Origin of the sequence: Mycobacterium sp. M23085 (assembly GCF_045343915.1) — a bacterium.
Classification (GTDB): domain Bacteria; phylum Actinomycetota; class Actinomycetes; order Mycobacteriales; family Mycobacteriaceae; genus Mycobacterium.
In genome coordinates, this window is sequence record NZ_CP174280.1 from 555,078 (window position 1) to 575,774 (window position 20,697).

Below are 20,697 nucleotides of genomic sequence, written 5' to 3' on the forward strand. Positions count from 1 at the left end.
ATTTTGAATCTTGTTGCTGCACAACGCTAGGAATATGCACAATGGGCGCGCAAATATAATTGAGGCGTTCACTGACCGCTGATACTCGATTTTCGGCTGTTGCGACAGACACCTGTGAGGTGCCCCGGGTGAGCGTCGCCCAAACGTTTGTTCTGCCGTTTCGGCGGGTCAGGGGAAAGCGGCCGCCGCCGCGACGCCTAATGTCGGTGGATGTGCTGACCGGCTTCCTCCTCGCCCTGGGCTGCTCGGTGTGTTACGGGACGGCGACCGTGCTGCAGGCGGCCGGGACGCGATCGGTGGAAGCGGGCAGCGGCTCGGGTGTCGACGCGGTGTTGCTGTTGCGAGCCGTCCGGCAGTGGCGCTATCTGCTCGGCGTCGGCCTGGACGTCGCCGGGTTCCTACTGCAGGTCGCCGCGCTGCGCCTGGTGCCGATCTATGTGGTCGCGGCGGCGCTGGCCGCCTCGATCGCGGTCACCGGCGTCGTCGCGGCATGGGTGTTGTCCGCGCGGTTGTCGCCGGCTGAGTGGACGGCCGTCGGCGTTGTCTGCGTCAGCCTGGTCGTCCTCGCGCTGGCCGCCGGTCCGGGCCACTTCCGGCACGCGCCTGCCGGGCTCGGCTGGGCACTGCTGGGCGTGGTGGCGGCGATCTTCGCCGGCGGTGCCGCCGCGGGACGGCTGCCCGACCGCGGGCGTGCCCTCGCACTGGGGCTGGGCGCCGGGAGCGGCTTCGGCGTCGTCGAGGTGGGGGTGCGCCTGGTCGACGCGATCGACCCCACCAAACGCTCCTTCTACACCAACCCCGCCCTGTACGCGGCGGCCGCCGGGGGCGCGGCAGGATTCCTGTTGCTCACCTCCGCGCTGCATCGCGGATCGGTGACCACGGCCGTCGCGGGCATGGTGGTCGGCGAAACGCTGGCGCCCGCGTTGGTCGGGGTGCTGTGGCTGGGTGACACCGCGCGCGACGGGCTCGGCTGGCTGGTGATCGCGGGGTTCGCCGTCGCCGTGTCCGGAACTCTGGTGCTGGCGCGATTTGGCGAAGCGCCCGTCACCGAGGAAGCAGGTTGAGGCGGCCCGCTCGTTGATCAGCCCGCGAACGTCGATGCCGCACGGCCGTCGGCGGGTTCTCCCGCCGGGGCATAACTGGTGCCACGGGTGGGCCGCGTCCACAACAGACCGCCTTGCGCGGTGACGCCCGCGGCGATCAGCGCTCGCTTGAGGATCTTGTTCGTCGCGGTCGCGGGCAGCGCATCGTTGATGCGCACATGGCGAGGCCACGCCTTCGGGGACAGGTCGGCCTGCGTGGCGAGGAATTGCTCGAAATCGTCCGGGCTCAGGCTTGCCCCCGGCCGCAGCACCAGGGCGGCCATCACCTGGTCGCCCACCCGGTCATCGGGGACCGCGTACACGGCGACCTGGCTGATTTCGGGCAGCCGTGCCAAAATCCGCTCGATCGGGCCGGCCGCCAAGTTCTCCCCGTCCACCCGCATCCAATCCGTGGTCCGGCCGGCGAGATAGATCCAGCCCTCCGCGTCGCGATAGGCCAGATCGCCCGACCAGTACATGCCGTGCCGCAACCGCTCGGCGGTGGCGCCCGGGTCGTTGTAATAGCCGGCGAAGGGCCCCGCGCCCTGGGTGTTGACCAGCTCACCGACGGCCTCATCGAAGTTGGTCAGCGCCCCGTGCGCGTCGAACTTCGCGACATCGCACTCCCGCAGCGTCGTCGAGTTGTAGATGCTCACCCCCGGGTAGGGCTTGCCGATGGAGCCGGGCGGGGTGCCGTCCTCACGCACCACGATGACCGCGAATTCACTGGAGCCGAAGCTGTCGATGACCCGGCAGCCGAAACGCCGTGCGAATTCCGCGATATCGCGATCGGTGGCCTCGTTGCCGAACGCCACCCGCAGGGTGTTCTCGGCGTCGTCGGGACGTTCGGGAGTGGACAGGATCAAGGCCAGCGGCTTGCCGACGTAGTTCAGGTATGTCACCCGATAGCGGCGGACATCGTCGAGAAAGCGGGACGGCGAAAACCGGGCCGGCACCATGGTGGCCCCGCAGCCGATGGCGACCGCCCACCCGGCCGCGACGCCGTTGGAATGGAAGAGCGGCATCGACAGGTAGCACACGTCGTCGGCGGTGACGTCGTATTGATAGATCAGGCTGGCACCGCACATGATCGCCATGCCATGGGCGAAGCGAACCACCTTCGGGTCGCCGCTGGTGCCCGAGGTGAAGATCATCATCAGGGTGTCGGCGGCCGCCACCTCGCGAACCGGGACCAGCGGCGGCGCGGCGGCGACGGCTTCGGCGTACCGCCCGCCGGTCACGTCCACTATCTGAATACCGTTGAGGTCCAATCCATCCAGCAGTCCTCGGTGCTCGGGGTCGACGAGCAGCAGCTGGCAGTCGGATCGCCGGATGTCGGCCAGCAACCCGGCGCCGCGCCGCGTGGTGTTGATCCCGCACAACACGTAGCCGCCGAGTGCGGCCGCGGCCATGGCCCGCAACATGGCCGGCGAGTTCCCCAGCAGCGCGCCGACGTGCAGCGGCCGCGCCGCATCCGCGAGGCCGATCAGCGTCGCGGCCTCCGCCTCGGCCTCGGCGAGGTGCTCGCGCCAGGTCCAGGTGCGATCGCCGTGCGCGAGCGCCGGGGTGTCGTCGTCGCGACGCTGCCGCAGCAGCTGTTGAACCGTCTCGGGCACGGGTTCACTTCCTCTTCGACGGCGTCATCGGGTGGTCAGCACCAGCCCCGCGTAATTGTTCGCGGCCACCTTGTCGCAGTGCCGCCGGTAGGTGCCGAAACCGCCGATGTAGGGCATGAAGACCCGTTTCTTGCCCTCGATGTTGGCGCCCAGGTACCACGACGAGGCCGCCCTCGGGAACAGCGTCCGCTCGGCCGCGCCGGCCACGTGCTCGGTCCACGCGAGCGCCGCATCGCGGCGTGGTTCGACCTCGCTGACCCCTTGATGCCGCGCCGCGCACACCAGATCGATGACCCAGTCGACCTGAACCTCGGCGTGCAGCACCATGTTGGCCAGCACCGAGGGGCTGCCCGGCCCGCTGATGGTGAACAGGTTCGGCAGTCCCGGCACCATCAACCCCAGGAAGGTCACCGGGCCGTCGGCCCAGATGTCGCGCAGTCCTTCTCCCCCAGGGCCTTTCGGGTCGACGCGGGTCAACGCTCCGGTCATGGCGTCGAAGCCGGTGGCGAAGACGAGCACGTCGCAGGGATAAGTCGTCTCGCTGGTTCGAACGCCGTCGACGGTGATCGCTTCGATGGGTTCGCGACGCAGGTTGACCAGCCGGACGTTGGCGCGGTTGAAGGTGGCGTAGTAGCCGTCGTCGGTGCAGATTCGTTTGGTCCCGATCGGATGATCGACCGGGATGAGATCCGTTGCGACGACGGGATCGGTGACGATCTCCCGGATCCGCTCCTCGGCGAACGTCCGGGCGACGTCGTTGGCGGACAAGTCGCTGGTCTGGTCGGGAAAGGTCTTGGCGAACAAAACGCCGCCCTCGCGCCATCGCCTCCACAAAACTTCGGACCGCTCCGCAGCGTCGGTGTCGAGGGCGTTCTTGTGATAGGTGCCGTGCGGCGTGCCCGCCGCGGCGTACGCGGACACCCGGCGACGCTCGGGATACTGCTCCTGAATCAGCCGCTGTTCCTCGACGGACCACGGCCGGTTGGGCATCGGGATGGTGTAATTGGCGGATCGCTGGAACACCACCAGACTTTCGGCTTCGGCAGCGATGATCGGGGCCACCTGGATGCCCGATGATCCGGTGCCGATCAGACCCACCCGCTTGCCGCGCAACTCGGGGTCGTCGCGCGGCCAGGAGGCCGTGAAATACACCTGGCCCGAGAAGTCCTCGGCGCCAGGGATGTTGGGCCGATTCAGCGCCGACAGGCAGCCGGTCGCGCACACCAGGAACTGTGCGGCATAGCTGTCACCGTTCGCGGTTTCGACCTGCCAACGCCCCTGAGCGAAGGCGGCGCCGATGACGTCGACGCCGAATCGGTAGTGGCGCCGCAGGCCGAAGCGGTCGGCGACGTGCCGCAGGTAGGCCAGGATTTCCGGTTGGGCGGCGAACCGTTCGGTCCATTGCCAGCTCCGTTGCAGTTCTTCGTCGAAAGAATATGAGTAGTCCACACTTTCGACGTCGCAGCGCGCGCCCGGATAGCGGTTCCAGTACCAGGTGCCGCCCACGTCGGGCGCGGCCTCGAGAGCGGTGACCGACAGTCCCGACGAGACGGCGCGGTGCACGGCGTACAGCCCGGCGAACCCGGCGCCGACGACGATGACGTCACTGACCTCGGTCACGACACCGCGCCCCGGTCCGCCGCATGCAGCAGCTCGCGCAGGTCGGCGCAGACCAGTTGCTGCGCCGACGCCGCCGGTGGAAACGCTTGGATCGTCATGAAGCCATGGAACAGCCCGGGGAAATCGCGGTGCACGACGGGCACTCCCGCACCGCGCAACCGGCGGGCATAGTCGCAGCCCTCGCTGTGCAGGGGATCGCGCCCCGCCGTCACGATCACCGCCGGCGGCAGCCCCGCATGAGTGTCCGCGCGGGCGGGGGCGACCAGATAGGGCGGGTCGAAACCCGTTCGGGTGCCCAGGTATTGGCTCCAGTACCACCGCATCGCGGCGCGGGTGTTGAAGTGCCCGGTGGCATAGCGACGGTAACTGTCGGTGTCGCACGTCGGATCGAGCGCCGGGTAGATCAGCAGCTGCGCGGCGGGTGGGGTGACGCCGCGGTCGCGGCAGAGGATGGCGGTGACCGCGGCCAGGTTGCCGCCGGCGCTGTCACCGGCGACCGCGGTGCGGGCGGGGTCGATGCCCAGCTCGGCGGCGTGCTCGACGGTCCAGGCGAACACCGCGAATGCGTCGAGCGCGGCCGCCGGGGCCGGATGCTCGGGAGCCAGGCGGTAGTCGGCCGAGATTACGACGGCTTGGGCGCCGCGGGCCAGGGCCCGGCAGAAACCATCGTGAGATTCGATGTCGCAGAAGACGAATCCGCCGCCGTGGTAGAACACGATTGCGGCGCGGCCCGTCGACGGCTCACCGTGCGGCTCGTAGATGCGTACCGGCACGGCGCCGTCGGGGCCCGGAACCACACGGTCGGTGGCGCCGCGCACGTCGTCGAGGTTGTTGACCGGCACGCGCCGCTGCGCCACCGCGGCGCGCGCCTGCGGTCCGGTCATCTGCTCGACGCGCGGGAACCCGGCGTTCAACGCCTCCAGCATCGCCTGCACTACGCCGTTGAGCGGGTCGTCCATGTGCACCTCCGACCTCGTCGTCGAGGTCATGCGGGTCGATATTTCAGCAGGGTGATGCCTTCTTCAGGCAGATCGTAGAACACCGGCCGCACCCGCATCCCGATCCGAATGTCGCCCGGGTCGACGTCGACCAGCTCGGTGCTGACTTTCGGTCCGGCGTCCCACTGCACCACCGCCAACAGCTGCGGCAGCGCGTCGTTCCAGGGCGGGCCGGTGGGCCGGCGCGCGATGGTGTAGGTGTATAGCGTTCCGGCACCGTCGATTTCGCGCCACTGCAGGTCGTCGGCCAGGGTGCCCGGTGCCAGCGTGCGCGGATAGAACACGTAGCGCTGCGCTGACGGCGAATACTGGACAAGGATGCGGTGTTGCGCCAGGCCGTCCCAGAAGGGCTGCGATACGGGCGTGGGCTCGGGCACGGGGTGGCTCATCGCTAGTCCCCTCGCAGCAGCAGTGCGACCTGTTCGCTCATGATGCCGCCGTTGCCCGTCACGAATGCGGTGTGGCAGTCGGGCACCTGCGCGTCGCCGGACCGGCCCATGATCTGGCGAGCGCCGTCGACCACATGGTGCATGCCGCCGGCCATGCCGGCCTGACCGAAGGACAGTTGGCCGCCGGCGGTGTTGAGCGGAAAGTCACCGCGGTGGGTCAGGTCGTGCCCGGTCACCCACGACATGCCTTCGCCTTTGGCACAGAATCCGGCGTCCTCCAGGCTCATCAGCACGGTGATGGTGTAGCAGTCGTAGATCGACGCGACATCGACATCGGACCGGTCCAGCCCGGCCATCGCGAACGCCCGGTCGGCGGCGCGTGCGATCGGGGTGGACAGCAGGTCCTCGGCGTAGGTGGGGGTCTTGAAGGCGATGTGTTCGCCGAAGCCCTTGATCCACACCGGGCGGTGGCGCCCGCGGCGGGCGATGTCGGCGTCGGCGATCAGCACTCCGGCTCCCCCGTGCACGCGCATCACCGTTTCCAGCATGTGGATCGGGTCGGCGATCATCGGGCTTTCCAGCACGTCATGCACCGTGATCGGGGTGCCGTGGAACACCGCGCCGGGATGCGCGCACGCATTGGTGCGTTGGTCAACGGCGATCTTGGCGACCGCGGCCGGGTCGTACCCGAACTCCGCCGCGTAACGCTGAGCGATCTGTGCGTAGGGCGCGTTCTGGCCGACGTTGCCGTAGGGAATCTCGAATTCGGCTTGCGGCGAGCCGTAGTTGTTCGACGACGCCCCATGCCAATTCGGGCCCGGTGCGGGTCGCCGCTGCGACTGGGGCACCGACGCGGAGCCGGGCACCACGGCGAGCGCCGCGGCACAGATGCCGAGTTCGACGGCCGCCGCGGCCCGCCAGATCATTCCGGCGGCGGTGGCTCCGCCGAGATCCACGCGCTCACCGAAATCGAGGGGCAGGCCCAGGTATTCGCACAGCGTGGCCGGCGCGAACATCGCCGACTCGGCGATGCCGTGGGTCAGCAGGCCGTTGACACAGCCGGGGTCGACCCCGGCGTCCTCGATCGCCATCTTCGCCAGCGCCGCGTACTGGTCGAGGGTGAACAGCGGCGCGCGGGTCGGACGCCGCTCGGCGGGCAACTCCGCGATCCCGACGATGGCCGCCTCGCCGCGCAGCCCGGTCACGGCTGGGCTCCCCGCACCGGCAGCGCGACCGTCGCCGTGCCCGGCATCAGTACCGTGTCGTCGCGGCGCCCGGCGATGACGAGCTCGACCAGCCCGGTTCCCGTGTCGCTCAGTCGTTTACCGGTGATCTCGCCGCCGAAGCTGAGCGACTCGCCGGGATAGGCGACGGCCCGGTTCTGCACCGAGAACGACACCAGCCGGCCGCGCCCACCGATCCAGTCGCCGAGGGCGCGGGACAACAACGCCGCCTGCAGCGGCCCGTGCACCAGGACGTTGTCGTAGCCTTCGGTGTCGCGGGCCCACTCTTTGTCGTAGTGGATCCGGTGGCCGTTGTAGGTGGCGGCGCTGAAGAAGAACATCTGGGTTTCGTCGACGGTGACGGTCAGCGTGGGAATGCGCTCGCCCACGGCGACGTCTTCGAAAAACGGTTGATCGGGCAGCCGCGGGTCGGTCATGGCACGCTCCTAGGGACGGGCGATCATCGATGTCGACGCCTCGGCCAGCAGGTCGCGATGCCGGTTGCGATACACCGTATGCCAGGTGACGAGAACGAATGCGCCCGAACGGCCCCGCTTTTCGACGATCGAGGCGATGGTGCGGACCATGTCGATCTCGTCGCGGTGATAGGCCGGCAGGTGAAACGTGAAGCTTTCGCCGCCGGCCATCCGCTTGGGGGCCCGGGGAAAGGCCAGGCTGCCGGAGACGGCGCCGGACGATCCGTCGGGACGCAGCGACTGCAGCGGCGCGACGCCGAGGATCGCGTACTGCAGGAACAACGGAGGGCAGATGATGTCGCGATATCCGTTGGCCCTGGCGTAATCCGGGTCGAAATAGAGCGGGTTGTGGTCACCCACCGCCGCGGCCCAGCGCTGCCAGTCGCGCCGGTTCACCTCACCGGTCGCCGACGCGGCGACCGTGCCCACGCGTGAGGCCGATTCCGCATCGATCAAACTGTCCTCACTCAATGGCGCTCCCCTTCGGCTGTCTCGTCGTGCAGGCTCTGCTCGAGCCAGGAAGCGGCGACGTCGGGCCCGCCGCCGAAAGTCGAGCCAAGCCGTGCGCGTTCGCTCCACAGGTGCAGGTCGGTCTCGGTGACATAGCCCATGCCGCCGTGCAATTGGTGGGCGTCCAGCGTGATCAGCCGCGCAGCGGTGGCCGCGTGCATGCGCGCGACGGCCGTCTCCCTGGTCGCGACGCGGCCCCGCGCCAGCCAGAACACCGCCGCGTGCGCGGCCAAGCGCGCCCCCGCCAGGGCGATGTGCATGTTGGCGACCAGATGCTGGGCGGCCTGAAACGACGCGATGGGCCGGCCGAATTGATGCCGCAGCTTGGTGTAGTCGACGGTGCGGTCAAGCACGGCCTGGCCGACGCCCACCAGGTCGAGTGACCCCAGCGCCACGGCGGTGTTGGCGAGCCGGCGCAGCGCCAGCGCGGTCACCCCGGGCAGCGCCGCCTCGGCGGCGACGTTGTCGAAGCGCAACATGAACGCCCGGACTCCACCGGCCATGTCGAGCCGTTCGACACCGACATCGCGGACGTCGACAACAAACACGAGGGTGCGCCCGTCCGCCGCGGCCGACACCACGAGGAGGTCGGCGACGTCGGCATCCAGGACGTAGTCCGCGGTGCCATTGAGCCGCCACCGTTGCGCGGCGGGCTCGGCCCGCAGCGCGGGGGCGACGCGGGCGGCGTCGCGGGCGTTCCACAGCGCGGTGGTGGCCCGCACGCTGCCGGACGCGAGCGGCGGCAGCCAGCGGGCCTTGGCGTCCGGGGAGCCGAGCTGGTCGACGGCGAGCGCGGCCTGAACGCTGCTGTGCACGGCCGTCGGGCACAGCGCGCGGCCGGCCTCGGTGTAGAAGACGGCGAGGTCGTCGAGCGAGCCGCCGGCCCCGCCGTACTCCTCGGCGATGGCCAGGCCGAAGACGCCCGCGTCGGCCAGCGCCTTCCACAATGCCGGCGTGCGGCGGTCCCCGCCGGGTTCGTCGAGGGCACGCACCATACCGATCGGGTTCTCGGCGGCCAGCAGCGCGCGCAAGGACGCGGCGAAGTCGCGCTGTTCGGCGGTGGGGATCGTCTTCATCGGCGGAGTGCGTGGCTCTTCAGTCAACGCCCATAGGAGGGCATGCCGTGGCCGCGCTGGGCGATGATGTCGCGCAGCACCTCGTTGGTCCCGCCGCCGAAGCGCATCAGTGGGGCGGCCCGGAAGAGCCGCTCGAATCTGCCTGCCAGCGGGGCCTGTTCGCCGCGATGGGCCAGCAGGCCGTCGGGGCCGAGGAGGTCCAGCGCCAGGGAGGCGATGCGCTGGCGCAGCTCGCTGGTGAACACCTTCTCCACGCTGACCTCGACGCTGGGTATCACACCGGAATCCAGGATCGAGGCGGCCTCGTAGCCCATCAGAACGGCAACCGCGACGTCGGCCTCGGCCTGCGCGAGCCGCCGGCGAAGCGACGGATCGTCGGCGGGCACGGTCCCGTCGCGCCGCGGCCGCCGCGCCAGCTCGTGCAACTCATCGACGGCGCGGCGCAGGTCTCCGGCGTTGGTCAGCGCACCCCGCTCGAGATCGAGCGCACCGGTGATGTATGTCCAGCCGCGGTTGACCTCGCCGACCAGATTGGTGACGGGCACCCGCACATCCTGGAAGTGCACCTCGTTGGTGCGATAACCCGACCACGCGTACAGCGGGCGGATGTCGACGCCCGGACTGTCGATCGGCACGATGATGACCGAAATGCCGCGATGTCGGGCACCGCCCGGATCGGTACGGACGCACAGCCATTCGTGCGTGGCCCGCTGGGCGCCGCTGTTCCAGGTCTTGGTGCCGTTGATCACCCACTCGTCGCCGTCGCGGGTGGCCGTGGTCCGCAGGCCGGCCAGGTCGGTTCCCGCCTCGGGCTCGGAATAGCCGACGGCGCAGATCATTTCGCCCCTGGCGATCAGCGGCAGCCAATCGGTTTTGTTGCGCTCGGTGCCGTGCCGCATGATCATCGGCGCCACCGACGTCACCGTCAGGTCCGGACCGGGCACACCCCAATATTCGAATTCACTCATCAGCAGATGCAGGTGGACAGCGCCGAGCCCCAGTCCCCCGTATTCGCGCGGCCAGTTCAGCCCGAACCAGCCCTTGGCCCCGATCTTCCGGCGAAACCCTGCCACCTCGCCGTCGGGAAACTCCAGGTCGTGCTCGGCGAGCTCGGCACGCAATTCCGGGGTCACGTTATCGTGCAGAAACTGACGGACCTCGGTGAGCCAGGCGCGCTGCTCAGCGTCGAGTTCGAAATCCATTCCGGCGCCTGTGCCTTTCCGCATGCCTTTTCAGCAAGCGTGGTCAGCCTAACGCCACGGCAGGATGGCGCAGGGATTTTCGGATTGCCTCGTGATCGAGCCCGCGGCTGGGGCGCGGACGTCAAGCCGGCGCCCGAACTGTAAATACGCTGTCAAACTCCCGTTAAAACGCGTCGGTCCTCTCGCGGTTATACGGACGGGCTGCCAAGATTTTCTGATCGGCCGGTCGACGGGGACCAGGCATTGCCCAGCCCGAGGGACCCTAGGGAGAAGTTATGCCCACTGTTGAGATGCGGCTGCGCGACGATTTGCGCAACTACGCCGTCGAATTGCGGCAACTCGCCTACACCCTGCCGTTGGGCGTGCGCGAGCATGATCTGCTGCAGCTGTCCGACCGCATGCGTGCCGCGGCCGAGCAGATGGCCCGCAAGGGCGCCTGAAACCCGGCGCGCGCTCAGCCGCCCTTCAGACGGATCTTCCAGCGCACGAAACCCAGGTAGACGGCGCTGATGACGAACAGCATGCCGACGTCGAACCACCACGCCGCCGGGGTGTGCCGCCAGTGCGAATCCTTGGGAATCACCGGTCCCGGCTCCAGCTTGAGCAGGTCGGCGGTGGAGGCCGACGCCGCGAATCCCCACCGCGCCGGTGTCGCCCACGACATCTGGTCCAGCCCGACGCGCGCGGTGACCGGGATCATCCCACCGGAGAACACCAGCTGCGACATGACCGCGACCACCAGCAAAGGCATGATCTGCTCGTTGGACTTGGCGACGGCCGACAGTGCCAGCCCCAGCATGGCCGACGCGACGCAGGTCAGGGCGACGTCGGCGAACAGCTCCAAACCGGGCTTGCCCAGCGCCACTGCGCCCTGGGTCGGGGCGCCCTTGCCGAGCACCGCGATGATGCTGACGATCGCCGACTGGATGATCGCGAAGACGGTGTACACGCAGACCTTGGCCAGCAGGTACGCCGACGTGGACAGCCCGACCGCCTGCTCGCGCAGGAAGATGGCCCGCTCGCCGATGAGGTCGCGGATGGTCAGGGCGGTGCCCATGAACACCGCGCCGACGTTGAGCAGCACCAGGATCTGGCCCGGTTCGTTGGGCGCGGCGCCCATCGGGTTCGGGATCCCGAAGCCGACGTCGCCGGGCACCGACATGGACAACGAACCCATGATGAACGGCAGCAGCGCCAGGAAGATGAAGTAGCCGCGGTCCGAGACGATCAGCCGCATCTGGCGCCGGGCGATCGTGGAGAACTGCCGGAACAGGCTGGTGTGCGCGGGATCGCCCAGTTCGGCGGGTTTCTCCGCGGGAGGCGGGGCCGGCGGCGGCCCGGTCCGGGCCAGGTAGCGCGCACGGGAGCCGTCGGGGTCATTGGCGACGGTGCTGAAGATGTCGGCCCAGTTGGTGGTGCCCATCGCGGGACCGATCTGACTGGGCGGCCCGCAGAACGCCGTCTTGCCGCCGGGACCCAGCAGGAGCACCTGGTCGCAGACGTCCAGGTAGGTCAACGAGTGGGTGACCACCAGCACCACACGTCCGGCGTCGGCCAGCTGCCGCAGCATGGTCATCACCTGCCGGTCCAGCGCCGGGTCGAGGCCGGAGGTCGGTTCGTCGAGGATCAACAGCGACGGCCCGGTCAGCAACTCCAGCGCCACCGACGCGCGCTTGCGCTGTCCGCCGGACAGCTTGTCCACCCGGGTGTGCAGGTGTTGGGTCATCTCGAGTTCTTCGAGCACCCGGGCCACCACCTGGGCGCGGTCCTGCTTGGTGGTGTCGGGGGGCAACCGCAGTTCGGCGGCGTACATCAACGCCTGCTGCACGGTCAGCTGCCCGTGCACCACGTCGTCCTGGGGCACCATCCCGATCCGGCTGCGCAACGATGCGTATTCGGCGTGGATGTTGTGGCCCTCGAACGACACGGTCCCGGTCGTCGGATGCGTGTACCCGGCGACCAGGCGGGCGAACGTCGACTTGCCGGCGCCGGAGGGCCCGATGATGGCCGTCAGGGTGCCTGGCAGGGCGGTCAGCGAGATGTTGTCCAGCAGCGTTTTGTTGTTCTCGATCGTCCAGGTCACCCCCCGCACGTCCAGGCCGCCGCTGCGCGTCTCCGTCGCGGTCTGGTCGCGGCGCGCCAGGGTGCCGCCGTGGAAGACCAGGTCGATGTTTCCGATGGTGACGACGTCACCGTCGTGCAGCACGGCCGAATCGACTCGGGCGCCGTTGACGAAGGTGCCGTTGATGCTGCGGTTGTCATGGATCTCGGTGCCGGAAGGCGTCGGGACGAGGGTGGCGTGGTGGCGCGAGGCCAGGACCTCGGGGATGACGATGTCGTTATCGTTCGCGCGCCCGATCTTGATCGCGCCGGGCACGTCCAGCCCCGCCTTGCCCGGCCGCAGGATCTTCATCATCGAGGTGGCGATGGCGGACGAGTCGCCGCCGATGCGGCCCGTCTGGGGCGGCGCCGGCTCCGCGGTGGTCGGCGGCGCAGCGTGCATCGACGGCGACCGGTAAATCTGTGGAGCGTGCTGGGGTCCGCTGGGCGGGGCGCTCGGTAGGCCGGCGGTAGGGTGCCGCGGCTGCGCGGCCGGGGGCGGATGGACCGGGTGGCGGAACGAGGCCGACGCCGGCTGCTGGGACTGACCGGGGCGCTGCCCGCCGAACGACGGGCTGTGCGGCACCCGGGCCGGCGGTTCGCTGGGGTTGCTGACGATCGGTATCGACGTCGTCAGCGGCGGCCGCCCGGCCGATCCCTGATGGCGGCCGACCTCGAAGGTGAGCGCCGGGCCGTCCGGATTGCCCAGGTTGATCCGCAGGCCGTCGGCGATGTCGACGACCGGGACGCGACGGTTGTGCACGTAGAGCCCGTTGAGGCTGCCGTTGTCGATGGCGATCCAGCGGCCCTGGTCATACCGGACAATGAGGTGGATGCGAGAAACCAGCGGGTGAGCGACTCGCACGTCGGCGCGCAGGTCGCGTCCTATCACTACATCGTTGCCCGGCGCGAAGGTGCGCTCGGCTCCCTCGTACCGCACGGTCAGCGCAGGCGGAGCTGGTGGGGTCATCAGGACCCACTGTAACGGCAGCGGCGCGCCTTATGCGCGGCGTTCTTCGCCCAGTACGGATTCATCGCGACGGGCGGCGACGCCGCGTCCACAAAAACGGCACGGTGCGGCCGAAGCCGTTAAAGCAGTCGGACGGCGAACCAGCTTGCGGCGCAGTTACTTTCGTCGCCTTCAACCGGCCACCGCGGCGTTGCGCAGGCTGCGCATGCTCGGGACCTTGGCGCGAGCGGCTGTCACGTCTTTGACGAAATCCCCGAGGTATTTGATCGCCCGCCTGCCCTCGGGCAAAACGTCTGCGGCCAAAGGGAAGTCGTGGATCTGTCCTTCCCACAGATGCAGGTCGCAGCGGATTCCGCTGGCTTCCAAGCGCTTCGCCATCAGTTCCGCGTCGGCGAGCAGCAGCTCGTCCAAGCTGGCGTGGATGGTGACCGGCGGCAACGAGGACAGGTCGGCGTCCACCGGGGAGGCAACGGTGGAATCGCCCTGACCTTCCACAACCTGTGCGTTACTGAGGAATTGGGCGAACCGCGAGAATGCCCGACGAGTGAACATCGAGCATTTGCGTGCGTTGCGGTGCTTGAGCTTTCGCACCGGATCCACGTCGGTGAACGGCGAGACGGCCGCCACCCCGGCCGGCTCCGCGATGCCGTCCTGGATCGCCAGGAGTGTGGTCATGAACGCCAGGTATCCCCCGGCGGAGTCGCCGGCCACGACAATCTGGTCGCCGTCGTAGCCGCGATCCAGCAGCCAACGCAGGCCGCTGATTCCGTCGTCGATCGCGTCGGTTATCTGATGTGCCGGTAGCTTGCGGTACGCGACGGTAAGAACCGCCGCATCGGCGGCCTTCGACAACCGGGTCACCATGGAACGGTGAGTGTTGAGGCCGCAGGTCAAAAACGCGCCGCCGTGCAGGTACAGAATGGCCCGCTGCTCCGACACGCCGGGCGCGCGAACCCATTCCGCGGCGCAGTTCTTCAGCCGCACCGATTCGGGTTTTGGCGCGGATCCGAAGCGTGGGACCAACCCCGCGACTTCGTCGATGTATTCGAACGGCCATTGCAGGTTCGGCGTCAGCGCCCACGCCCGGACGGCATTCTTGACGATCAAGCGGCTGGCAAGTCCGACCGCGACCGACTGCGGGCTATGGCGATGATGGACCCGACGCGTCATCGCCACGCTCGGCAATATATGTGTCGGTTCGGCTGTACTCACCATTGGGCTTCAACCTCCTAAGTTGGAACCGAATACCCGCCGCGGCGGAGGGCTAACGGGAAATTAACGGGCGGGAAATGTTGGGTAGATCACTGTTTGCCGTGCGCAGCGATGGGTACCACCGCGTTATTCGTCTCGCGGTCGCCGCGTGGACGCGATCGGGCCGGACCGGCTGTTGCCGAGGTCGCCGAGTGGCCCACTATATGAGCGATGACACACGCTAAGCCTCCCGATCCCCTCCTGACCAACCGGGTGGCGGTGGTCACGGGCGGCGCCGGGGGTATCGGTGCCGCGACCGCGCGGCTGTTCGCCGAACACGGCGCCGACGTCGTGATCGCCGATATCGACGCCGGCCTCGCCGACGCGACAGCGGCCTCGATCGTCGAATCCGGCGGTTCGGCCTCAGCCGTGACCACCGACGTCCGGGATCCCGACCACGTCACCGCCTTGGCCCGAACGGTCCTCGATCGGTTCGGCCGGGTGGACGTGCTGGTCAACAACGTGGGCCACTGGTTGCGCCACCCCGGAAACTTCGTCGACACCGACCCGCGGCTGTGGGACGAGCTCTACCGGGTCAACCTGCACCACGTGTTCCTGCTGACCCACGCGATATTGCCCGCCATGGTCGAGCGGCACACCGGTGCGATCGTGAACGTCTCGTCGATCGAGGCGCTGCGGGGCTACCCGGAAGACCCGGTGTATGCCGCTTTCAAGGCCGCCGTCAACGCGTTCACCCGCAGCCTTGCGGTCCAGGTGGGCAACGACGGAATTCGGGTCAACGCGATCGCCCCCGACGTCACCGAATCCCTGCAGGTGCCGTATTCGCAATGGCTTTCGGCCGAGGAGCAGGCGCAGTGGCCGCAGTGGGTTCCGGTCGGGCGGATGGGCCGGCCCGAGGATCAGGCCAGGGTCATCCTGTTTTTGGCCTCCGAACTGTCGGGGTTCGTCACCGGCCACGTCATCCCCACCGACGGCGGCACCGGCGCCGCCGGCGGATGGTTCCGCTCGACGCGCCGGCCCGATCGCCAGTGGACCAATCGGCCGATAGCCCCCTGATCAGGCATAACCCAGTGCCGCGTTCTCGGCGCGGATGCGGACGGTGAGCACCAGCGCGTTGGCCACGCTGAACACGATGGCGGTCAGCCAGGCCGAATGCACCAGCGGCAGCGCCGCCACCTCGGCCGCGACCGCCGTGTAGTTGGGGTGGCGGACCCAGCGGTACGGGCCGCGCGCAACCAGCGGCGCATCCGGGATCACGATCAGCCTGGGGTTCCAGCGTTTGCCGAGCACGCGCACGCAGCGCCAACGGACGACCGTGCTGAGCACCACGACGGCCAGCATCGGCCAGCCCAGCCATCCGATGAACGGCCGACCAAGACTCCACGTCTCGACGACGCACGAAATCAGCAGCAGTGCGTGCATGCTGACCATCGCCGGGTAGTGGTCACGCCCGAACTCCTTGCCGCCGTGCGCCATTGACCATCTGGCGTTCCGCTGGGCGACCGCCAGCTCGACCAGGCGTTCGGCGCCTATCGCGACAATGAACAGGTAGTAGTACATGGTGGCGCCCCTTTCACCACTGCAACAGGAGCAGCTCGAAGCAGAAACCCGGTCCCATCGCCAGCATCACTCCGAAGGCGCCGTGGCCCGGCGGGGCGGCGAGCGTACGGCGCAGGACGTCCAGCACGGACACCGAGGAGACGTTTCCGTTCTCGCGCATAGAGTTTCGGCTGTGAATCAGTGCCGCGGGAGGCAGGCCGATCGCGTTTTCGATCGAGTCGAGCACTTTCGGGCCGCCGGGGTGACACACCCAGGCCGAGATGTCGGCGATGGACAGCCCGTGCTCGGCCAGGAATGCGTCGACCTCGCCGCGCAGGTAGTCGTCGGCCATCTTCGGGACATCTCTCGACATCACCAGCTGAAATCCGCTCGATCCGACGTTCCAGCCCATCACGTCAACGGTTTCGGGGATGACGCGGCTACGGGTCGCCAGGATACGGGGGCATGTTGCGCTGTCGGGCGCCGGAATTCGGTCCGCGCCGGTGGCAACGACCGCGGCGGCGCCGTCGCCGAACAACGAGACCCCGATGAGTGCGGGCACCGAGGTGTCGTCGCGCTGCAGGGTGAGCGAGCACAGCTCGACCGACAGCAGCACGGCCACCTGATCGGGATAGCCGTGCAGGTAGTCGCGGACGCGCGCCATTCCGGCCGCGCCGGCCACACAACCAAGCCCGAACAGCGGGACACGCTTGACATCGGGCCGCAGCCCGACCCGTGCCATCAGCCGTGCGTCGATGGTGGGCACGGCGATTCCGGTGCTGGAGACCATCACGATCGTGTCGACCTCGTGCGGCGCCACGCCGGCGGTCGCCAGCGCCGAATTGATCGCCCGCTCACCGAGATCGACGGCCACTTCGAGGTACGCATCGTTGGCTTCGGTGAATCCGCTCAGTCTCGGGTAACGCGAGAGCGGCAGCGCGAGGCTGCGCTGGTCGACGCCGGCGGTTTGCGCGAAGCGCAGAAAACCCGGATCGGTGAATTCGGTGAGTTCGCGCGCGACCTCGTCTTGGTTGTAGCGGTGCGGCGTGAAAGCCACCGCGGTGCCGGCGATGCGTGGAGCGCCGCGCCTTCGGCTAGCACCCCGATGCGGGGATGTGGAATAGGTTGTTGCAGTCATACCCATGCGGACGACGGGTACCCGGTAAAGGTTCACCCGGTCATCGCCGCCGTGACATGAACCACAACGGCGCATCGCCCGTTAACAGGAGACAGGGGCGTCAGGGCGATAGGGCGTCGAGAGGTTACCGAAAGCGCCTGTTCGTCGCGAAATGCTTTGTGGGACTGTAATGCTCTGTGGGGCTGGGGAAAGTTGAGGCTTCAGGCGGTTGGCGCGGGGCGAAACCGGGCCTGCTCGTCGATGATCGTGACCGGGATGCCGTTGAGTACCCCGTTGCCGGACGGCTCGTCGATAAACGTCGGCGGGGACAGCACATTGGTGTTGGCGCCCGGCGAGCTGTTGGCCACCGACATGCGGGTACCGGGCTTGCCGTGCCCCCAGCCGTGCGGCATGGAGACCACACCGGGCCTGATGGACTCGGTGACCTCGACGGGAACCGCGATCTCGCCGGCTTCCGATTTCACCGTCACGATGTCACCGTCGGTCACGCCGCACCGGGCCGCGTCATCGGGGTGAATCAGCAACGTGCACCGGTCCTTTCCCTTCATCAGCGCGGGCACGTTGTGCAGCCAGCTGTTGTTGGATCGCAGGTGCCGGCGGCTCACCAGGACGAGCGGCTCGGCGGGCCGCTCCATGCGCGCGGCCAGCCGCGGCAGGTCGTCGAGCAGGTATTGCGGGGCGAGCCGGATCTTCTTGTCGGGTGTGCCGAGGATGTCGGGCAGCTGCGGCACCATGGGCCCGAAGTCGATGCCGTTGGGGTTGGCCTTGAGCATGTCCAGGGTGAGCCCGTCCGGCTTCTTACCGTACTGGTCGCCGAAGGGCCCGGTGCGCAGCGTGAGGTCGAGCATGCGTTCGGGTCCGCCGTGCTTGTAGAGCTTGCGAATCTCCGCTCCGTCAAGGCCGCGGGTGAAGGCCAGGTAGTCGAAGAAGCCGTCGTCGATGGCGGCGACGTCGACATCTTCGGCGGGAGTGCCGGTGCACAGGCCGGTCAGTCGGATCAAGATCTCCCATTCGTGCGGGCGATCACCCGGATCGAACACCGGCGCCGAATAATTCGCGATGCTGTGGATGGCGAAGAGCAGGATCAGGTCGTCGTGGTGCGGCTGCTCGAGCGGGGACAGGCCGGGCAGGATCACGTCGGCGTGCCGCGTCGTTTCGTTGAGCCAAAGGTCAACGGAGATCATCGCTTCCAGCATCGGCAACACTTCATCGAGCTTGCCACCGGAGGGGGTGGACAGCACCGGGTTGCCCGCGATCGTGATCAGCGCCTTGAGCTGTCCGTCGCCCGGTGTCGCGATCTCCTCGGCCATGCAGGACACCGGTGCCTGACCGAGCACCTCCTTGGCGCCGCGGACCCGGGTGTGCCAGCGACCGAATTCCGGTGCGCCGCCCTCTAATCCGGGCAGTGGCTCTGAGGCGATCGACCAGGCCGCCGGTTTGGGAAACATCGCCCCGCCGGGAGCGTCGAAATGACCGGTGAGGATGTTGATGACGTCGACCAGCCAGCTGGCAAGACTGCCGAACTCCTGATTGCACAAGCCGATTCGGCCGTACACCACCGACTTCTCGGTGGCCGCCAGTTCGCGGGCCAGCCGGCGAATGCGGTCTTCGCCGATGCCGGCAACGGCACTGACCCGTTCTGGTGGCCAGTCCGCTACGGCGCGCCGCATGGTGTCGACACCGTCGACGTGCGGGCCCGGTCTGATGAGGTCCTCGTCGAAGAGGGTGTGCGCGACGGCCAGCAACAGCGCCGCGTCGGTTCCCGGCACGATGGGAAGCCACTCGTCGGCGCGCGCGGCGGTCAGGGTGCGCACCGGGTCGATGACGATCACCCTGCCCCGCTTGCGAATCCCGTCGATCAGACCCATCACGTTCGGCGCCGCCAACAGTGAGCCCTGTGACGCCGCCGGGTTGGCACCCATGATCACCAGCAGGTCGGTGCGCTCGATGTCGGGCACCGGGAAGTTCCACCAGAGGCCGTACATCAGGTGCGACGACAGGTTCTTCGGCCATTGGTCGACCGTGCCCGGCGAATAGGTGACCGGCATGCCGGACATGCCCAGCAGCACGCCCGCGTAGCGGGCCAGCGAGAACGAGTGCGCCAGCGGGTTGCCGGTGTAGGCGGTCACCGCACCGATGCCGTACTTGTCGATCACCGGCTTCAGCAGCTCGGTGCAGCGACGAAACGCCGCGTCCCAGCCGACTTCCTGCCATTGGCCGTCGACCTTGATCATCGGCCGGCGGATGCGGTCCGGATCGTCGTGCAGGGCCGCAAGCGAGGTGCCTTTGGGGCAAAGGTGTCCGCGGCTCCACACGTCGTCACGGTTGCCGCGGATACCGGTGACACGGGCGTTCTCGACGTGAATCTCCAAGCCGCACATGGCTTCACACAACGGACACGTGCGCAGGTGCGTACCGTCTTCACCCGGTTTCATTCACCCACTGTATTCCGCTACCTGCGGTAGCGGAAGTGGCAAGATTCGGGCTCAGCCCGCCCAGGGCCCGATGCCGTCGTTCGACGCCCGCGCCCGGCTTTTCTTCCCGGGCCGCGACAAAGCGGCGGCCCGGCCACACCTGTGACCGGGCCACCGCTTATTACCGCTACTGTTCGGCTTTCTGGCGAGCCTCGTTGATGTCGGCGGCCTTGCGGGCGCTCTCGGCCTCGGCCTCTTTCTGGGCCGCCTCGCGCTGCGCGTCGGCCTTGTCCTGCTGGGCCCTGCCCTCACGCATCAGGTCGTCGCGTCCGGCGACCGCGCCGGCGACTTCCTTGACCTTGCCCTTGACGCCCTCGACGATGCCCTCGATGGCTTCCTCGGGACCGCTCCTGTCCGACATGCGTTCTCCCTCCGTGTCGCGCACCACGCCCGTGTGGTGCGCTCGCCCCCCCTTATTGCCCAGCCGGTGCATTCTCGAAACGTGGGCGACGAATAGCCTGCGCCGCCTCAAGTCCACAGCGCCACGGGGTGCGCCTACGCTGGTGGGCCGAAGATGCAGCTGCGGCGCGAGGAGTCGTGACGGTGGAAGTGTGGGAGTTGATCGCCCGCGAGCGAATCCGGGACACCCTGGCGCGCTACAACTGGTCCGGCGACTCCGGACGGCTCGACGGCCTCACTGAAACGTTCTGCGTCGACGGCATCCTGGAAATACGGGGCATCGAGCCGCTGCGCGGGCGTTCGGAGATCGGGGCTTTTCTGGGCGGTGTCACCGGGAAGGTCGCTGTCGCGGCCGGCGTCAAACCGATTGTGCGCCATAACGTTGCGAACGTCTTGTTCACCGAGGTGACACCCGAGCGGGCCCGGGTCGATTCGTACTTCACCGTGGTGACCCACATCGGGCTTGACCACTACGGCCGCTATCGCGACATCCTGGTGCCCGACGGCGACTCCTGGCTGATCAAGCACCGCAAGGTCTCGACAGACTGGTCGGCACCCGAGTCGGCGATGGCCGGCGAGCTCTCCGGGGCACCGCGACAGGCGCTTTAGGCGCGTCAAACATGCTGTCCGCGTGATCACCGGGGCGCTGCTGCCGGCCGGCGCGCTGACCCGC

General features: G+C 68.4%; 19 protein-coding genes. 4 read left to right on the top strand and 15 right to left on the bottom strand.

Going from position 1 to position 20,697, the window contains the following annotated elements; genetic code table 11:
- Positions 1 to 200 precede the first annotated feature (200 nt).
- On the top strand, positions 201 to 1,064 hold the full coding sequence (locus ACIUM1_RS02375; RefSeq protein WP_406817496.1) for a DMT family transporter: 864 nt from the start codon (positions 201 to 203) through the stop codon (positions 1,062 to 1,064).
- A gap of 17 nt (positions 1,065 to 1,081) precedes the next feature.
- Here the strand turns inward: ACIUM1_RS02375 and fadD1 are convergent, their stop codons facing one another.
- From fadD1 to ACIUM1_RS02420, 9 genes are read right to left on the bottom strand one after another with little or no spacing between them, the layout of a single operon-like run.
- On the bottom strand, positions 1,082 to 2,698 hold the full coding sequence (fadD1, locus tag ACIUM1_RS02380) for a fatty-acid--CoA ligase FadD1 (RefSeq protein ID WP_406815700.1): 1,617 nt from the start codon (positions 2,696 to 2,698) through the stop codon (positions 1,082 to 1,084).
- Positions 2,699 to 2,722: 24 nt separating this feature from the next.
- Positions 2,723 to 4,318 (bottom strand): flavin-containing monooxygenase, encoded by a 1,596-nt coding sequence (locus tag ACIUM1_RS02385; protein WP_406815701.1) that lies wholly within the window; start codon positions 4,316 to 4,318, stop codon positions 2,723 to 2,725.
- Positions 4,315 to 5,307: an alpha/beta hydrolase gene (locus ACIUM1_RS02390; protein ID WP_406815702.1), complete on the bottom strand. Its 993-nt coding sequence runs from the start codon at positions 5,305 to 5,307 to the stop codon at positions 4,315 to 4,317. Before ACIUM1_RS02390 ends, ACIUM1_RS02385 begins: the two co-directional genes overlap by 4 nt.
- Complete coding sequence (locus ACIUM1_RS02395) at positions 5,304 to 5,705, bottom strand: Zn-ribbon domain-containing OB-fold protein (RefSeq protein ID WP_406815703.1); 402 nt, start codon at positions 5,703 to 5,705, stop codon at positions 5,304 to 5,306. Before ACIUM1_RS02395 ends, ACIUM1_RS02390 begins: the two co-directional genes overlap by 4 nt.
- Positions 5,706 to 5,707: 2 nt before the next feature.
- Positions 5,708 to 6,910, bottom strand: coding sequence for a thiolase family protein (locus ACIUM1_RS02400; protein WP_406815704.1), 1,203 nt, complete (start codon positions 6,908 to 6,910; stop codon positions 5,708 to 5,710).
- Positions 6,907 to 7,365, bottom strand: a complete 459-nt coding sequence (locus ACIUM1_RS02405; RefSeq protein ID WP_406815705.1) for a MaoC family dehydratase — start codon at positions 7,363 to 7,365, stop codon at positions 6,907 to 6,909. Before ACIUM1_RS02405 ends, ACIUM1_RS02400 begins: the two co-directional genes overlap by 4 nt.
- A 9-nt stretch (positions 7,366 to 7,374) precedes the next feature.
- A complete protein-coding gene (locus ACIUM1_RS02410; protein ID WP_406815706.1) occupies positions 7,375 to 7,875 on the bottom strand; it encodes a MaoC family dehydratase in 501 nt (166 codons plus the stop codon).
- Positions 7,872 to 8,990 carry an acyl-CoA dehydrogenase family protein gene (locus tag ACIUM1_RS02415; RefSeq protein WP_406815707.1) on the bottom strand — a complete coding sequence of 373 codons (1,119 nt, stop codon included), beginning with the start codon at positions 8,988 to 8,990 and terminating at the stop codon, positions 7,872 to 7,874. Before ACIUM1_RS02415 ends, ACIUM1_RS02410 begins: the two co-directional genes overlap by 4 nt.
- A 23-nt stretch (positions 8,991 to 9,013) precedes the next feature.
- Entirely contained in the window at positions 9,014 to 10,192 is a 1,179-nt protein-coding gene (locus ACIUM1_RS02420; protein ID WP_406817497.1) for an acyl-CoA dehydrogenase family protein, read from the bottom strand.
- A gap of 275 nt (positions 10,193 to 10,467) precedes the next feature.
- Between ACIUM1_RS02420 and ACIUM1_RS02425 the strand changes: the two genes are divergently transcribed.
- Positions 10,468 to 10,632, top strand: coding sequence for a hypothetical protein (locus ACIUM1_RS02425; RefSeq protein ID WP_406815708.1), 165 nt, complete (start codon positions 10,468 to 10,470; stop codon positions 10,630 to 10,632).
- 14 nt (positions 10,633 to 10,646) lie between these two features.
- On the opposite strand, the gene ACIUM1_RS02430 is transcribed toward ACIUM1_RS02425, so the two are convergent.
- Together ACIUM1_RS02430 and ACIUM1_RS02435 are read right to left on the bottom strand one after the other, a co-directional pair.
- Complete coding sequence (locus tag ACIUM1_RS02430; RefSeq protein ID WP_406815709.1) at positions 10,647 to 13,262, bottom strand: ATP-binding cassette domain-containing protein; 2,616 nt, start codon at positions 13,260 to 13,262, stop codon at positions 10,647 to 10,649.
- 171 nt (positions 13,263 to 13,433) lie between these two features.
- Positions 13,434 to 14,477 (bottom strand): alpha/beta hydrolase, encoded by a 1,044-nt coding sequence (locus ACIUM1_RS02435; RefSeq protein ID WP_406815710.1) that lies wholly within the window; start codon positions 14,475 to 14,477, stop codon positions 13,434 to 13,436.
- A gap of 207 nt (positions 14,478 to 14,684) precedes the next feature.
- On the opposite strand from ACIUM1_RS02435, the gene ACIUM1_RS02440 reads away from it, so the two are divergent.
- A complete protein-coding gene (locus ACIUM1_RS02440) occupies positions 14,685 to 15,530 on the top strand; it encodes an SDR family NAD(P)-dependent oxidoreductase (protein WP_406815711.1) in 846 nt (281 codons plus the stop codon).
- On the opposite strand, the gene ACIUM1_RS02445 is transcribed toward ACIUM1_RS02440, so the two are convergent.
- The 4 genes from ACIUM1_RS02445 to ACIUM1_RS02460 all read right to left on the bottom strand — a co-directional run bounded on the left by ACIUM1_RS02445 (position 15,531) and on the right by ACIUM1_RS02460 (position 19,986).
- Positions 15,531 to 16,034, bottom strand: coding sequence for an isoprenylcysteine carboxyl methyltransferase family protein (locus ACIUM1_RS02445; RefSeq protein ID WP_406815712.1), 504 nt, complete (start codon positions 16,032 to 16,034; stop codon positions 15,531 to 15,533).
- Positions 16,035 to 16,047: 13 nt separating this feature from the next.
- The gene (locus ACIUM1_RS02450) at positions 16,048 to 17,070 is read right to left on the bottom strand and encodes a type III polyketide synthase (RefSeq protein WP_406815713.1); all 1,023 of its coding nucleotides are present in this window, start codon (positions 17,068 to 17,070) and stop codon (positions 16,048 to 16,050) included.
- A 281-nt stretch (positions 17,071 to 17,351) separates the two neighbouring features.
- Positions 17,352 to 19,586: a molybdopterin-dependent oxidoreductase gene (locus ACIUM1_RS02455; protein WP_406815714.1), complete on the bottom strand. Its 2,235-nt coding sequence runs from the start codon at positions 19,584 to 19,586 to the stop codon at positions 17,352 to 17,354.
- A gap of 166 nt (positions 19,587 to 19,752) precedes the next feature.
- The gene (locus ACIUM1_RS02460) at positions 19,753 to 19,986 is read right to left on the bottom strand and encodes a CsbD family protein (protein ID WP_406815715.1); all 234 of its coding nucleotides are present in this window, start codon (positions 19,984 to 19,986) and stop codon (positions 19,753 to 19,755) included.
- A gap of 182 nt (positions 19,987 to 20,168) precedes the next feature.
- Between ACIUM1_RS02460 and ACIUM1_RS02465 the strand changes: the two genes are divergently transcribed.
- Complete coding sequence (locus tag ACIUM1_RS02465) at positions 20,169 to 20,633, top strand: nuclear transport factor 2 family protein (protein WP_406817498.1); 465 nt, start codon at positions 20,169 to 20,171, stop codon at positions 20,631 to 20,633.
- The last annotated feature ends 64 nt before the right edge of the window (positions 20,634 to 20,697 follow it).